Origin of the sequence: Roseovarius sp. MBR-6, from assembly GCF_040547525.1 — a bacterium.
Lineage (GTDB): Bacteria > Pseudomonadota > Alphaproteobacteria > Rhodobacterales > Rhodobacteraceae > Roseovarius.
Map to the genome: position 1 here is coordinate 97,773 of NZ_JBEPPW010000012.1, position 13,034 is coordinate 110,806.

A 13,034-nucleotide genomic window follows, 5' to 3' on the forward strand; every position below is an offset into this window, starting at 1 on the left:
GTTTCGATCATTTCATGGTGAAGTATTTCATCTTCGGGTCATCCTCGGGGCTGACTTCGATGCCAACCTTGTCCGTCATCCCCCAGTTCAGAACCTGGTGGTGGATCGGCAGATAGAGCACCTCGTCCTGAACCGTGCCCCAGATATCGGCGATGGTGGCGTTGCGCTTGTCCAGATCGGTTTCCGACGACAGGCTCACGATCCTGGCGTCAAGCTCGGGGTTGCTGTAGCCGGTGCCGTTCCAGCTTCCGCGCTGCTCGCCGCGCGTGTGCACGAGGAAGTTGAAGATATACTCGCTGTCATAGGTCGGAACACCCCAGCCCAGCATGTAGAAATCCGTCCCGCCGGAAGAGATCAGCGGGAAATGCTGCGCCTTGGGCTTGGCATCGAGGTTCACCGTGACACCGATCTGGCCGAACATGCCGACGGCGGCCTGACAGATCGCCTCGTCGTTGATGTAGCGGTCATTCGGGCAATCAAGCTGGATCGAGAACCCGTCGCCATAGCCCGCCTCGGCCATCAGCGCCTTGGCCTGCGCGACATCGGTCTCGATCCGGTCCATCTCCTCGGTCCAGCCGTTGACGAAGGGGGGCGAAATGATGCCTGCGGGCTGGCTCTGGCCGCGCATCACCACCTGTTTGATGGCGTCGCGGTTGAGCGCAAGGTTCATCGCCCGGCGCACGCGCACATCCGACAGCGGGTTCTTGCCCTCGACATTGTCGTTGGCGATATCGTCCGGCCCGAGGTTCAGCCCGAAAAAGATCGTCCGGTTCTGCGGGGCGGTCTTGACGACAAGGCCGTCGGTGGCGGCCACGCGCTGGAGATCCTGCACCGGCACGTCCTGGATGAAATCCACCTCGCCCGAGAGGATGGCGGCCACCCGCGTGGCGGCGTTCTGGATCGGGGTATAGACGATCTCGCTCACGTCGAGCGGGAACTGGCCCTTGCCCCAATAATCCTCGTTGCGCGTCAGCACCGTCTTCACGTCCGGTTCGCGGCTCACAAGCTTGTAGGCGCCGGTGCCGTTGGTGTTGGTGGCGGCGAAGGTGCTTTCGCCCGCATCCATGTTCTGCACCTCGACCGCGCCATTGGCCTCGGTCCAGCCCTTGTCCATGATGAAGAGGTTGGTGAGGTTCGACGGCAGGATCGGGTTCGGCCCGTCGGTGACGAATTCGACGGTGTGATCATCCACCGCGCGCACCTCGACGACCGAGGACAGCAATTCCTTCATCCGCGAATTGTCGGATTTGGCGCGGTTGATGGAGAACACGACATCCTCGGCGGTGAAATCCGCGCCATCGTGGTATTTGACGCCTTGCCGCAGGGTGAAGACCCAGACGGTCGGATCGTCCGCCTTGGGGGCCCAATCGGTCGCCAGTGCGGCCTCGAAGGCGCCGGTCATGTCGCGGATGATCAGCGGTTCGTAGATCTGGTGGGCCAGCGTATGCGTCGGCCCCTCGTTCTGCGCGTGCGGATCGAGCGTGAGCGAATCCCCCGCGCGCGCCCATCTCAGGGTCTCGGCGCTCACGGGCAGGGCCGTCGAGGCCATCAGCGCGGCAAGCGCCAGTCCGGTCAGTCTGGTCATGGTGATCTCCCTTCCTTGTTTCCGGGGCTCATCCGGCCCGGTGTGAAGCAGAGCCTAGCCGCGCCCCGGCGACGGGGCAAGCGCTAGCTGCGCGCGTGAAGGCTGGGGGAAAGACGCGGCGGAAACAGGTGACCCGTCATCCCCGCGCAAGCGGGGATCTCTTGCGGGCCAGAGACCCTCGGGCCACGCCCGAGGGTGACGCGCACGGCGTATCTCGCGGGGCGACAAAGCGGCCATGGTGCCAAAACCCGCTCAGTAGTGCGGCGGGCGCTCGTCGCCGAGCATGATGCCCCCTTCGCCCTCGCGCGACCGCTCCGCCTCGCGGCGGGTGAGCAGGGCCACCGTCGTGCGCAGCCGCTCGATCTCGCGGTCCTGCCGCGCGACCACCTCGGAGAGGTCATCGACGGCACGGATGAGATGGGCCAGTCTTTCCTCGATCCCGGTCATGGCGCGGGCATACGCGCCTGCCGCGTCCCGGTCAACTGTGCCCCGGTCAACCTTGCCCCCGCCTGTCCCTTCGGCTAGACCGCGCCGCGAGTTCCCTGCGAAGGACCAGACCCCATGGCCAAACCCGCCAAGACCCCCCGCCCGAGGGCCGAAACCCCCAAGGGCTTCCGCGATTATTTCGGTGCCGAGGTCACGACGCGCGCCGAGATGCTGCGCGCCATCGCCGGGGTCTATCATCGCTATGGCTTTGACGCGCTGGAAAGCAGCGCGGTGGAGACGGTCGAGGCCCTGGGCAAGTTCCTGCCGGATGTGGACCGCCCCAACGAGGGCGTCTTTGCCTGGCAGGACGAGGACGAGAAATGGCTGGCGCTGCGCTATGACCTGACAGCGCCCCTCGCCCGCGTCTATGCGCAGCACCGCAACGATCTGCCGACCCCCTACCGCCGCTACGCCATGGGGCCCGTGTGGCGCAACGAGAAGCCGGGGCCGGGGCGGTTTCGCCAGTTCTATCAATGCGATGCGGATACGGTCGGCACGGCCAGCATGGCAGCGGATGCCGAGATCTGCGCGATGCTCGCGGATTGTCTGGAAGAGGTCGGGATCGAGCGCGGCGATTACGTGGTGCGGGTGAACAACCGGAAGGTTTTGAACGGGGTGTTGGAGGTTGCGGGGTTGCTTGATCCCGCTGAGCCAGAACGCTTTGCAGAAGAACGTGGGATTGTTCTTCGCGCGATTGACAAGCTGGACCGTTTAGGGACCGAGGGTGTCAGTGCTCTTTTGGGTGCGGGTCGAAAAGATGATAGCGGTGATTTCACCGCAGGCGCAGGACTCGATTTTAAGCAAATAGAGACAATACTGCTGTTTGTTCAAGCGACCGAGGCGCTCTCGTTTGCATTCGAAGGGAAGTTTTCACTTTCGGATGCAAAGGACGGTATCGAGGCAATCGCAGCGAGTGCAGTTGAAATGGCAACCACAGCGACGAAAGATCCCCAAAAAGCTTGGAATTTCGCAGTAATATCTTATCTCAAATCCCTATGCGGTGAGTCAAGTGTGGGTAGTGAGGGCGTTAATGAGTTGGTCGCAATCGGTGATCTCCTCGCTGCTCAAGGCTACCACTCCGACCGCATCTTGATCGACCCCTCCGTCGTGCGTGGCCTCGGCTACTATACCGGCCCGGTGTTCGAGGCCGAACTCACCTTCGAGATCATGGACGAAAAGGGCCGCCCCCGCCAATTCGGCAGCGTCGCGGGGGGCGGACGATATGACGATCTGGTGGCGCGCTTTACCGGGCAGACGGTCCCGGCCGTGGGTGTCTCCATCGGGGTGGATCGCCTGCTTGCCGCGCTCCATGCCAAGGGGCGCGCGGGGGGCGAGGCGCAGGGGCCGGTGGTTGTCACCGTGATGGACCGCGCGCGCATGGCCGACTATCAGGCCATGGTGGGCGAGTTGCGGCGGGCGGGTATCCGCGCCGAGGTCTATCTCGGCAACCCGAAGAATTTCGGCAACCAGATGAAATATGCCGACCGGCGCGGCAGCCCGGTGGCGATCATCGCGGGCGAGGATGAGTTTGCGCGCGGCGTGGTGCAGGTCAAGGACCTGATCCTTGGCGCGAAAATCGCGCAAAACGCGACGCTGGAGGAATGGAAGGACCGCCCGAGCCAGTATGAGGTGCCGCGCGCCGCACTCGTGGACAAGGTGCGCGCACTGCTTGCGGAGCACGGCTGATGGCCCCACGCGCCGCAATCCTGGCCGAGGCCGCCCGCCTGCGCGGCATTTTCGAGGCGGCGGGGGCCGTGCCGGTGGAAACCCCGGTTCTGCAACCCGCCGAGGTGCTGCTTGACCTTTATGGCGAGGATATCCGCGCGCGCGCCTATGTCACCTCGGACACGCTGCGCGGCGAGCAGATGCTGCGCCCCGATTTCACCGTGCCGGTGGTGCAGATGCACATGACCGACGGCGCGGAACCGGCGCGCTATACCTATGCCGGCGAGGTGTTCCGCCGTCAGGAGGAAGATGCGCGCCGCGCCAACGAATATATTCAGGTGGGCTTCGAGATTTTCGCGCGGGAGGCGCCCGAGGCCGCCGATGCCGAGGTTTTCGTGCTCTTTTGCGACATCCTGCGCCCCTTGGGCCTGCGCGCGGCCACCGGCGATATCGGTATCCTGATGGCCGCCGTCGCGGGGCTGCGCACGACCGGGGCGCGCAAGACGGCCCTTTTGCGCCATATCTGGCGTCCGCGCCGGTTTCGCGCGCTGATCGACCGTTACGCGGGCCGCACGCCCGTGCCCGAGGCGCGCGCGGCGCTCCTGGCGGCGAGCGACCCGATGGCCGGGGCAGCACCCCTGATGGGGCTGCGCGGCCCCGACGAGATCGCCGCGCGCATCAAGGCCCTGCACGAGGATGCCGCCGCAGGCCCGCTCTCGGGCACCGAGGTGGAGCTGCTCGACGCGCTTCTCGCGGTGCGCGAGACCTGCCCCAACGCGCTCGAAAACCTGCGCGACATCGCCGTGGACCTGCCCGCCATCGTCCCCGCCGTGGACCGTCTGGCGCGCCGCCTCGACGCGCTTGCCGCGCGCGGGCTTGACGTGACGCAGCTTGATTTCGAAGCCAGCTACGGGCGCACGCAGATGGAATATTACGATGGCTTCGTCTTTGGGTTCCATGCGGAGCAGCGCCCCGACCTGCCCCCGGTGGCGACCGGCGGGCGCTATGATGCGCTGACCCGGCAGCTTGGACAGGGGCGCGAGATACCGGCGGTGGGGGGCGTGATCCGGCCCGGTCTGGTGCTCGATCTCGGAGGTGCGGCATGAGCCTCAAGCTGGGCGTGCCCTCCAAGGGGCGGCTGATGGACAAGACCGTGGACTGGTTCGCGCGCCACGGCATCGACCTTGGCCGCTCCGGGTCCGAGCGCGAATATGCGGGCTATGTCCGGGGGATCGAGGGCGTGGAACTGGTGCTGCTCTCGGCGGGCGAGATCCCGCGCGAACTGGCCGCGGGGCGCATCCATCTGGGCGTGACCGGCACGGATCTGGTGCGCGAAAAGCTGGGCCAATGGGACCAGCTGGTCGAGCAACTGGCCGAGCTGGGTTTTGGTCAGGCCGATCTGGTCATCGCGGTGCCGCGTTGCTGGGTGGATGTCGCGCGGCTTGACGATCTCGACGCCGTGGCCGCCGCGTTCCGCGCGCGCCACGGGTTCCGCCTGCGCATCGCCACCAAATATCACCGTCTTGTCCGTGATTTCCTGCGCGAGCAAGGCGTGGCCGACTATCAACTGGTGGACAGCCAGGGCGCGACCGAGGGCACGATCAAGAACGAGACCGCCGAGGCGATTGCCGATATCACTTCATCGGGCGACACGCTGCGCGCCAACCATTTGAAAATCCTCGAGGACGGGCTGATCCTCAAATCGCAGGCGACGCTTTACCGCGCGCGCTCTGCCGCGCTGGACGAGACAGGGCGCGCCACGCTTGGCGCGCTCAGGGCGCGGCTCGGGATCGACTGAGCGGAACGGGCGGCCCGAAGGCCGCCCGCTACAAGGGTCGTGGTGCCCGAAGGCTCAGAACCGGAACGTCGCGCGGGCCTGCACGGTCGTTGCGTCCACATCGGTGTTGGCGTTCCCGAACCCGTCGAATTCGTGATAGAGCGCCTCCAGACCAAGCGAGACCTGGTCGGTGATCCGGTGCTCATAGCCGCCGCCGAGGAACCAGCCGTCGTCGCTGCCGAGATTGTCGGTGTCGGCCCAGGCATAACCGCCAGTGCCGTAGAGCAGCCCGCGACCGATCTTGTAACCGCCGCGCAGCTTGGCGCGGAACACTTCCTCGACGCTGGCATTGACGCCCGAGAGGCCGATATCGGCGAAATCGTAGTCGAGGCCGACGCCCACCACCCAGTTGCCGAGATCGTAATCATAACCGCCGACGATACCGCCGATGATGTCATCGCCATCCACGTTGTTGATGTCGGTATCGACCCAGGCATAGCCAAGCTGGCCACCGGCGTAGAAGCCGGTCCAGTTCGGCGTGAGCGGCGCAGCCGGCACGGGGGCCGGGGCCGCGATGACCGGCTCTGGCGCGGCCGGGGTGATGTTGCCTGCAAGCGCCGGGGCGGCGAAGAGCGATGCCACGGCGGCAAGAGCGGTTGTGTGTTTCAGCATGATGCGTCCTTTCCTGTCTGTTCTGCGGTGCCGCCCGGGCGAGAGCACGATCCGGCACTACGGCTTTCACCGTTGAGCTTCATTTCGGTGCCGGACGCTGAAGGGACAAGGGTGCCACCGGATGACGCAACCGTGAGTGGCGGGATATTGCTGAATTTACGGGATAAACCGGGGGGTTTTCGCCAAATTTGTTGCGGGCTTGCAACATTTGGTTGCCAATATTGGCCATGGGGTTGAACGAAAAGGCGGACCCGCTGGAGGACGGGCCCGCCTTCGCTGTCGCACGCCCGTTCCCGGTCAGAAACGGAAGGTGGCGCGGACTTGCACGGTGGTGACATCGACATCGTTGTCGGTGCCGTCAAAGCTGTCGAACTCATGATAGAGCACTTCGCCGCCGACCGACCAGCGGTCGTTGACCATGTATTCGTAGCCGCCACCGATGAACCAGCCATCCTCATCGCCCATGTTGTCGCTGTCGGCATAGGCATAGCCGCCGGTGCCATAGAGCAGTCCGCGTCCGATCTTGGGACCGGCCCGGACCTTGAGGCGGAAAATCTCCTCGAGCGAGCTGCCCGGCGCGATGTCGATATCGGTAAAGTCGTAATCGAGCGCGCCGCCAAGGACCCATTGGCCGAAATCATGGTCATAGCCCAGGGTGACACCGCCGATCACGCTTTCGTCGCTGCTTGCGAAATCGGCATCGCCGAAGGCCACGCCCAACTGGCCGCCGACATAGAATCCGGTCCAGTCGACGGGGCCGCCGACGGCACGCCCGCGGCTGGAGAAGATCGAATTCGCGTTGCGCGCGACCTCGGGGCCACCGCTGGGGCCACCGTCAAAGCGCAGGTCGGCCGAGACGGGATAGCCGGTCGCCTGCGGGAGGGTCGGGGCAAGGGCGGTGTCCTCGACACTCTGGGCGAGGGCGGGAGAGGCGAGGGCGAGTGCGGCGGCTAGGGCCGGAAGCGGGAAGCGCATGGGTCTGTCCTTTTCATTCTGCATGGCACAAGGATGGAACCCGAGGCGGATTGTCGCAATGAACGATGTGGTCGCGGCGGATCAAGCCGGGGTGAGGCGCGCGTGTGTAGCCTCAGATCACGCCGATCTCGGCCAGCGCGGCGGAGAGGGCAGGGGGAAGCCCCTCCTCATTGCGGTGCGCGCGGCCAAGATCGGGCGGCGCGTCGCGCGGTTCGAGATAGCGCCAACCCTGGAAGGGCCGCTTTTGCGCCGTCGCCGTGCGGATGAGCCCGGGCTCCAGCACGATGGCGCAGCGGCGGATGCCGTCGCCGCCGATCACTTCATCCAGCCGCAGGATGCGCTGACGGCATTGCACGAGACCCTGGATCACCCAGTAGATCGAGCCGCCATCGAGGACCTCCGCCGCGCGCCGGGGCCACATCCGCGTGACATGGCGCGGCAGCCCGTCCGCGCCTTGCGCACGCGGGTCGCGGTGCCAGACGTCGAGATCCTCCACCGAGGTGGTGCCGACGCTGAGTTTGATGAGATGCAAGGCCAAGATACGATTCCCCCGATGCGCAGATAGGGTAGTGGAAATGGTGCGGGCTTCAAGCTATTGTAGGTCTCTGGCCCTCCCCACCGCCCAAGGAACCGCCGATGACCCGTTTCGCCGCCCCGATCGCCGAACAGATCTGGAACATGAAATACCGCTTCAAGGCGGCAGATGGCACACCCGTGGATGCCAGCGTCGAGGATACCTGGCGGCGCATCGCGCGCGCGCTGGCAGAGGTCGAGGCCGAGCCTGCGCAGTGGGAAGAGCGGTTCTATCAGGCGCTGGAGGATTTCAAATTCCTGCCTGCGGGCCGGATCACGGCGGGGGCGGGCACGGCGCGCAAGGTGACGCTCTTCAACTGTTTCGTCATGGGCACGATCCCAGACGACATGGGGGGCATTTTCGATCACCTGCGCGAGGCGGCGCTGACCATGCAGCAGGGTGGCGGGATCGGCTATGATTTCTCGACCATCCGGCCCAAGGGGGCGGTGGTCAGGGGCGTGTCGGCGGATGCCAGCGGGCCACTCAGCTTCATGGATGTCTGGGACGCGATGTGCCGCACGATCATGAGCGCGGGCAGCAGGCGCGGCGCGATGATGGCCACGATGCGCTGTGACCACCCCGATATCGAGGCCTTCATCGCCGCCAAGTCGGACCCCGCGCGCCTGCGGATGTTCAATCTCAGCGTTCTGGTGACCGATGCCTTCATGGCGGCGGTGACGGCGGACGGGCCGTGGGATTTGCAGTTCGATGGCCGCGTCTATCACACGGTGCAGGCGCGCGATCTGTGGAACCGGATCATGCAGGCCACCTATGACTATGCCGAACCTGGCGTGATCTTCATCGACCGGATCAATCAGGCCAACAATCTGAATTACGTGGAAAATATTGCGGCTACCAACCCTTGCGGCGAACAGCCGCTGCCGCCCTACGGGGCCTGCCTGCTGGGCTCCATCAACCTTGCCAAGCTGGTGATCGACCCGTTCGGGCCGCGTGCGCGGCTCGATGCGGCGGCGCTCAAGGATCTGGTGCGCGTGGCGGTGCGGATGATGGATAACGTGGTGGATGCCAGCCGCTTTCCGCTGCCGCAACAGCAAGCCGAGGCACAGGCGAAACGCCGCATCGGGCTGGGCGTCACGGGGCTCGCGGATGCGCTGGCCATGGTGGGGCTGCGCTACGGAAACGACAAGGCCGTGCGCCAGACCGAGATCTGGATGCACAAGATCGCCGTTGCCGCCTATCTCGCCTCGGTCGATCTGGCGCGCGAAAAGGGGGCCTTTCCGCTCTTTGACGCGGAAAAATTCCTCGCCTCCGGCACCATGCAGGGCATGGATGAGACCGTGCGCGAGGCCGTGGCCCGGCACGGTATCCGCAACGCGCTCTTGACCAGCGTGGCCCCCACCGGGACGATCAGCCTTTATGCGGGCAATGTCAGCAGCGGAATCGAGCCGGTCTTTGCCCATGCCTATACCCGCAAGGTGCTGCAAAAGGACGGCAGCCGCACCGAAGAGGAGGTGGTGGATTACGCCGTCGCCATGTGGCGCGAGGTGATGGGCGATGCGCCCCTGCCCGAGTGGTTCGTCACCGCACAGGACCTTGCGCCGCTGGACCATGTGCGGATGCAGGCGGCGGCGCAGAAATGGGTCGACAGCAGCATCTCGAAAACGATCAACTGCCCCGAGGACATTTCCTTCGAAGCGTTCAAGGATGTCTACATGCAGGCTTGGGAAACCGGCTGCAAGGGCTGCACCACCTATCGCCCGAACGATGTCACGGGCAGCGTGCTGAGCGTGTCGGAGACCACGGAGAAGCGGCCCGAACAGGTGGGCAACATGCCGTCACAGGGCGGCGAAGTGATCTACATGGCCGACCCGCTCGACCGCCCCACAGAGCTTGAAGGCGCGACCTACAAGCTCAAATGGCCCGACAGCAACCATGCGATCTATGTCACCGTCAACGACATCGTCCTGAACGGGCACCGGCGGCCCTTCGAGGTATTCATCAACTCCAAGAACATGGAACATTACGCCTGGACGGTGGCGCTCACGCGGATGATCTCGGCGGTGTTCCGGCGCGGCGGCGATGTCTCGTTCGTGGTGGAGGAGTTGAAGGCGGTGTTCGATCCGCGCGGCGGGGCGTGGATGGGCGGCAAATACGTGCCCTCGATCCTCGCGGCCATCGGCGGGGTGCTGGAACGGCACATGGTCTCGATCGGGTTTCTTGCGGGCGAGGGCATGGCCCTCAAGGAGGATCCGCACGCGCAGGCCATGGGCCTTGACGCACCGCGCGGCCCCGCCTGCCCGGCCTGCGGCAGCTATGACATGCGCATGATCGAGGGGTGCATGACTTGCGCCAGTTGCGGCCACAGCAAATGCGCCTGAGGGCGGCGGCACGCGCTTTGTCGTTGCGGGCGTAGTTATGCCAAATCGGCGGATTTTACTGCCACGCGTCGGCGAAAGTTTCGCCATCGCCCGTAAGGCACTGTAAAATATATATTTTTTCAGAAGCAGATTTTGACCCCCAAAATCTGACCCTTCAGACTGAATTTGCGCGCCTCTGGCATCACGGGGTTGCCCGGCACGGCCCTCTTGATGAGGCCGCGCCGGGAAACCCCGTGCCGGCGGTAATGCGGACACCAGATACGAAATCATTTGACCGGAGCAGGGATCTTCTGACGCGGCCCATGGCGGGCCCGCGCATTCCACCAGGAAAGGTGATCCCATGAAACACATTCCCGATATCCGTGCCCTGCTCCGGCACATGAACAGGGCCAGCGATTTCATGCGCTGGCTGCGCGCAGAGGGTGACACCCTTGTCGCCTCGGCCGACCTGCTGGGCGGACGCAAATGGGCCGCACGGGCTCGCGCCGTCGTCGAGGCAGCGAAAGCTGGCAACGACCTGGCCGCCCGCCGCGGCGAGCTTCATGAGATCAACCGCCTGCTGCGTCTCGAATTCTCCACCGACATCAAGAGCGTCGAAGCCCGGCGCTTCGCAGCCGTCCACCCAGACGATCCCCGGGCGGATATCGCGCGGCGCTGCGCGGAGGCACTGGGCCGCGGAGTGCGCGCCCTCGAGGCGCTGCGCTTGGCCGGTATTGTCGGCATTCGGGAGGCCGCATGATGTTTGAGACGCAACCGGCGGAACTTGCTCGGGCGCGCGACCTCACGCGCCGCGCCGCCCAATGGCTCGACCTGATCGACTTCCGCGCACATGCCGCGGCGGAGACCTTCTCGCCCAGCATGTCCACGTATCACGATATGCTGGATCCGGACGCCACTGATGCGACGCGGCTCGCAGCCTGCCTTGGCATGCATCAACAAGTGTGCCGCCGCGTAGAGGCCGAACGCCTTGACGGCGAAGCCAACCATGCGCGCCAGCGTCCGATCGACCCTTACGGACTGCGCTGGCGCATCACGCGTGATGGCGCAACGCTGGAGACAATCGCGCGCCTGCTTTCGGCTGCAATCGAGAGCTTTCAAAACTGCCGCGAGTAGTGAGGCAGATAATTGGGCCGGGGTCGCTACAAAGCGGCCCCGGCCCGAATACGTTATTGCGTCGTCTGATCTCTACCTGGCTTTACGAAGCCTCGAGTGCCGCTCTCTATGGACGATTGGTGTTCTTGGGGCTTGCGAACACAGCGTTGCACGATTGGGGGGAAAGCGGTCGTTTGCTACGATGGCGGACGAGCGCCCCGGCGCTTGACCGACGATAGATGGCGGGAAGGTGCCGTTCGCGACTAAAAGAGTCTGTTGAATACAACAAGACTGGCATCCGCACGCTTCAATTTAGTCCGTGGACAGTTTCGTTGTCTGGCACCGACAACGGACGGCCAGTCGTCCATGCAGGCAAATGCTCTTACGTGTCTCTTTAACAGGCTGCTGAAATAGTCCTGCCTCGACAACGATTTGAGAACATGATTCACCCTTTGCACGATAATGTCGGGGGTGAAGATGCGCGGGATGGACGAGACGAGCGGGTCACTGTTCAGCTATGTCGATCTTGAGCAGCGCATCCCGGAGCGACACCCGCTACGCAAGATCAGGCAGGTGGTCAATGACGCGCTTGCCAGCCTCGATGCCGAGTTCGAGGCGCTTTACACGGATTTCGGCCGACCCTCGATCCCGCCGGAACGGCTGATCCGGGCGAGCCTGTTGCAAATCCTGTTTTCGGTCCGGTCCGAGCGGCAACTGATGGAGCAGATGGATTACAACCTGATGTTTCGCTGGTTTGTGGGGCTGGGCATTGACGACCCCGTTTGGGTGCCCACAGTGTTCACGAAGAACCGCGACCGGCTGCTGAGCACGGAGATGTCGCGCAAGGTGATGGCGGCGATCCTTGCGCATCGTGAGGTCGCGCCGCTCTTGTCAGATGAGCACTTCTCGGTCGATGGCACGCTGGTGAAAGCCTGGGCGTCGATGGAGATGGGATGGTTGCCGCCCTCCCCAGAAGGCATCGCAATGTGCCAAAGTCGTGCTGTTGAAAGCGACAAAACGGAGAGGACGGCAAATGAAAGATACAATGATCGGGGTGGATCTGGCAAAGAGCGTTTTCCAACTCCATGGGGCTTCGATGACTGGTCAGGTCAAGTTCCGCAAGAAGCTGACACGCCTACAATTTCGTCAGTTCATGGCAGATCACGCACCAGTAATTGTAGTCATGGAAGCGTGTGGCAGTGCCAGCTACTGGGCCAGGGAGATGTCGCAGTTCGGCCATGAGGTGAAGCTGATTGCACCGCAGTATGTGCGCCCATTTGTGAAGCGTCAGAAAAACGACATGGCGGACGCCGAAGCCATTGTCATCGCGGCACAGCGCCCTGAGATGCGCTTTGTCGAGCCGAAGACCGAGGAACAGCAGGCCCGCGCTGCACTGTTCCGGGCGCGGGAGCGCCTGGTTCACCAACGCACGGAACTGGTGAATGCGTTGCGAGGGCTCCTTTACGAATTTGGACACGTGCTCCCGCAAGGTATCGCACAAATCAAGCGGGTGGCGGCAGTTCTGGACGACCCAGCTTGTGATCTGCCCACGCTGGTTCAGGAAGAGTGCCGGGATCTGCTGGCACAAATTTCTGAGCAGACCGCGCGCATCGAGGCCCGCACGCGGCTCGCAAAGCAGTTGGCAGAGCAGACGGACACAGCTCGTCGTCTCCAGACGATGCCAGGCGTCGGGCCACTTACAGCTCTGGCAGTTGAAGCTTTCGGTCCGACCATGGAGACATTCCGGCGAGGCCGCGATTTTGCGGCGTGGCTGGGTGAGAACGGCGGTGCGAAAGTCGGCCACGGTAGCGGCGGGATGAGCCTGCTGCGGGCGGCGTAAAAGTCGGCCACCTTTACCCTTTCTGGTGA

Annotated in this window: 11 protein-coding genes and 2 pseudogenes; 8 read left to right on the forward strand and 5 right to left on the reverse strand. The window is 64.3% G+C overall.

Annotated elements, in window-relative coordinates; translation table 11 throughout:
* Window positions 1–7: 7 nt before the first annotated feature.
* The gene (locus ABIE57_RS14650) at window positions 8–1,585 is read right to left on the reverse strand and encodes an ABC transporter substrate-binding protein (protein WP_354539776.1); all 1,578 of its coding nucleotides are present in this window, start codon (window positions 1,583–1,585) and stop codon (window positions 8–10) included.
* A 252-nt stretch (window positions 1,586–1,837) separates the two neighbouring features.
* The gene (locus ABIE57_RS14655; RefSeq protein WP_354539777.1) at window positions 1,838–2,032 is read right to left on the reverse strand and encodes a SlyX family protein; all 195 of its coding nucleotides are present in this window, start codon (window positions 2,030–2,032) and stop codon (window positions 1,838–1,840) included.
* Window positions 2,033–2,146: 114 nt separating this feature from the next.
* Between ABIE57_RS14655 and hisS the strand changes: the two genes are divergently transcribed.
* Genes hisS through hisG form a run of 3 tightly spaced genes read left to right on the forward strand, consistent with a single transcriptional unit; the run spans window position 2,147 to window position 5,534 of the window.
* Window positions 2,147–3,757, forward strand: a complete 1,611-nt coding sequence (gene hisS, locus ABIE57_RS14660; protein WP_354539778.1) for a histidine--tRNA ligase — start codon at window positions 2,147–2,149, stop codon at window positions 3,755–3,757.
* Window positions 3,757–4,842 (forward strand): ATP phosphoribosyltransferase regulatory subunit, encoded by a 1,086-nt coding sequence (locus ABIE57_RS14665; protein WP_354539779.1) that lies wholly within the window; start codon window positions 3,757–3,759, stop codon window positions 4,840–4,842. Before hisS ends, ABIE57_RS14665 begins: the two co-directional genes overlap by 1 nt.
* Complete coding sequence (gene hisG / locus ABIE57_RS14670; RefSeq protein WP_354539780.1) at window positions 4,839–5,534, forward strand: ATP phosphoribosyltransferase; 696 nt, start codon at window positions 4,839–4,841, stop codon at window positions 5,532–5,534. Before ABIE57_RS14665 ends, hisG begins: the two co-directional genes overlap by 4 nt.
* A gap of 54 nt (window positions 5,535–5,588) precedes the next feature.
* On the opposite strand, the gene ABIE57_RS14675 is transcribed toward hisG, so the two are convergent.
* The 3 genes from ABIE57_RS14675 to ABIE57_RS14685 all read right to left on the reverse strand — a co-directional run bounded on the left by ABIE57_RS14675 (window position 5,589) and on the right by ABIE57_RS14685 (window position 7,698).
* Window positions 5,589–6,185 carry an outer membrane protein gene (locus ABIE57_RS14675; RefSeq protein ID WP_354539781.1) on the reverse strand — a complete coding sequence of 199 codons (597 nt, stop codon included), beginning with the start codon at window positions 6,183–6,185 and terminating at the stop codon, window positions 5,589–5,591.
* Window positions 6,186–6,482: 297 nt separating this feature from the next.
* Complete coding sequence (locus ABIE57_RS14680; RefSeq protein WP_354539782.1) at window positions 6,483–7,160, reverse strand: outer membrane protein; 678 nt, start codon at window positions 7,158–7,160, stop codon at window positions 6,483–6,485.
* Window positions 7,161–7,272: 112 nt separating this feature from the next.
* The gene (locus ABIE57_RS14685; RefSeq protein ID WP_354539783.1) at window positions 7,273–7,698 is read right to left on the reverse strand and encodes a DUF1489 family protein; all 426 of its coding nucleotides are present in this window, start codon (window positions 7,696–7,698) and stop codon (window positions 7,273–7,275) included.
* A gap of 98 nt (window positions 7,699–7,796) precedes the next feature.
* On the opposite strand from ABIE57_RS14685, the gene ABIE57_RS14690 reads away from it, so the two are divergent.
* From ABIE57_RS14690 to ABIE57_RS14710, 5 genes and pseudogenes are all read left to right on the forward strand, one after another.
* A complete protein-coding gene (locus ABIE57_RS14690; RefSeq protein ID WP_354539784.1) occupies window positions 7,797–10,073 on the forward strand; it encodes an adenosylcobalamin-dependent ribonucleoside-diphosphate reductase in 2,277 nt (758 codons plus the stop codon).
* Between the two features lie 340 nt (window positions 10,074–10,413).
* The gene (locus ABIE57_RS14695; RefSeq protein ID WP_354539785.1) at window positions 10,414–10,812 is read left to right on the forward strand and encodes a hypothetical protein; all 399 of its coding nucleotides are present in this window, start codon (window positions 10,414–10,416) and stop codon (window positions 10,810–10,812) included.
* Window positions 10,809–11,186 carry a hypothetical protein gene (locus tag ABIE57_RS14700; protein ID WP_354539786.1) on the forward strand — a complete coding sequence of 126 codons (378 nt, stop codon included), beginning with the start codon at window positions 10,809–10,811 and terminating at the stop codon, window positions 11,184–11,186. Before ABIE57_RS14695 ends, ABIE57_RS14700 begins: the two co-directional genes overlap by 4 nt.
* A 456-nt stretch (window positions 11,187–11,642) precedes the next feature.
* A pseudogene (locus ABIE57_RS14705) lies at window positions 11,643–12,113 on the forward strand (transposase); the annotation flags it as partial.
* Between the two features lie 85 nt (window positions 12,114–12,198).
* Window positions 12,199–12,942, forward strand: a pseudogene (locus ABIE57_RS14710) (IS110 family RNA-guided transposase); the annotation flags it as partial.
* Window positions 12,943–13,034: the final 92 nt, after the last annotated feature.

Bases quoted from the DNA above. Each gene is read 5' to 3' on its own strand.
- ABIE57_RS14650 (WP_354539776.1), bottom strand. From the start codon at position 1,585: ATGACCAGACTGACCGGACTGGCGCTTGCCGCGCTGATGGCCTCGACG.
- ABIE57_RS14655 (WP_354539777.1), bottom strand. From the start codon at position 2,032: ATGACCGGGATCGAGGAAAGACTGGCCCATCTCATCCGTGCCGTCGAT.
- hisS (WP_354539778.1), top strand. From the start codon at position 2,147: ATGGCCAAACCCGCCAAGACCCCCCGCCCGAGGGCCGAAACCCCCAAG.
- ABIE57_RS14665 (WP_354539779.1), top strand. From the start codon at position 3,757: ATGGCCCCACGCGCCGCAATCCTGGCCGAGGCCGCCCGCCTGCGCGGC.
- hisG (WP_354539780.1), top strand. From the start codon at position 4,839: ATGAGCCTCAAGCTGGGCGTGCCCTCCAAGGGGCGGCTGATGGACAAG.
- ABIE57_RS14675 (WP_354539781.1), bottom strand. From the start codon at position 6,185: ATGCTGAAACACACAACCGCTCTTGCCGCCGTGGCATCGCTCTTCGCC.
- ABIE57_RS14680 (WP_354539782.1), bottom strand. From the start codon at position 7,160: ATGCGCTTCCCGCTTCCGGCCCTAGCCGCCGCACTCGCCCTCGCCTCT.
- ABIE57_RS14690 (WP_354539784.1), top strand. From the start codon at position 7,797: ATGACCCGTTTCGCCGCCCCGATCGCCGAACAGATCTGGAACATGAAA.
- ABIE57_RS14695 (WP_354539785.1), top strand. From the start codon at position 10,414: ATGAAACACATTCCCGATATCCGTGCCCTGCTCCGGCACATGAACAGG.
- ABIE57_RS14700 (WP_354539786.1), top strand. From the start codon at position 10,809: ATGATGTTTGAGACGCAACCGGCGGAACTTGCTCGGGCGCGCGACCTC.